The following is a 1,105-nucleotide window of genomic DNA, read 5'->3' as shown; positions in this document are numbered from 1 at the left end:
AAATTTTTAATTTTTCTTTTTTGGTGTTTATGGGGTTAAGGGGTCGAACCCCTTACGCGGTTTCTGCACGAAGTGAGAAACGTCTAATCGCGCCCTCAAAAATTTTGAGGGAACGCACTCCTAACTTTTAGTTTGGGAAAGTGCGCCCTTCGGGGAAAAGATTAGTCTGCATACTCGTTATATTTTGGCGCATAAACGTATTTGCGGTATTCAGGTTTGAATTGGAATGCTACTCGACCCTCTCCAACGTCCTGTACTTCCTCAGAGGAAGAAATCATTTCTTCGGTAGTAATTTCATCTTCAGGCTTGAGAATCCCCTTTAAAACGCCTCCTGTTGCGATAAACCGCATCTTATGGACTTGTTTAGTCATCTCATGCAGCCAAGCACCCTTATCGCCCTCTAAAGCCAAATCAGACGGTTTTACGCTGTATTTGAGCGTTTCACAGATTGCCTTGTCGAGTTGTTTTCGCCCTTTTTCGTCTAAAGTGGCTTTTACGGCTTTCACGTTCACCGATGGCAAGTAGTCAGCTCGCAAGGCTTTCGCCCACATTTCGACCCAATCGCCTTGTTTTATATAATTAATCGTGAAGTAACTAGGCTTAACCAACAGCAAGGCATGAAAATGCGGATGTGCCATCATTTTTCCATCGTTCCCCCTGGTCACTTCCGTTGTTCTTAAAAAACCTGCTACACCTGACTTAAATCGCTTAGTTTCAATCAGTCGCTTCCATGAATCATTCATGTGCTTCAAAGTGTCACGCAATTCGGTAACAGGCGGATTTTTCACAGTCAGAGTTAGGAATACCCAACGATGGGTAGGAAAGCGTTCCTGAATATTTGGCAATTGCTGAAACATAACTGCCCTCCAGAGTAGAGATCTGCGCCACTGACATACAGGACAATGACGGACACGGCAAAAAAATGCTTGCTTGAGAACCAATTTTCCCTGATCGGGATTAACTCCAAATTTCAAAATACCTGAACAGCCGTTAATTCGGTCTGCATATTTTGAGAGTTCAACGGAGTAGTTATAGAGAATTTTAACGGATTCAGCATCGGAACGATGTTCATCCCAAGAAACTTCATGAGGTGAAATTTCTGTTA

General features: G+C 43.1%; 1 protein-coding gene. It reads right to left on the bottom strand.

Features of this window, described 5'->3' with window-relative positions; translation table 11 throughout:
- Positions 1–161: 161 nt before the first annotated feature.
- A partial coding sequence (locus NI461_RS14030) for a protein rep (RefSeq protein WP_253157852.1) occupies positions 162–1,105 on the bottom strand: 944 nt, incomplete at its 5' end.

This window comes from Acinetobacter sp. S4400-12 (genome assembly GCF_024129495.1).
Lineage (GTDB): Bacteria > Pseudomonadota > Gammaproteobacteria > Pseudomonadales > Moraxellaceae > Acinetobacter > Acinetobacter lwoffii_C.
This window is presented reverse-complemented; position numbering and strand designations above follow the sequence as displayed.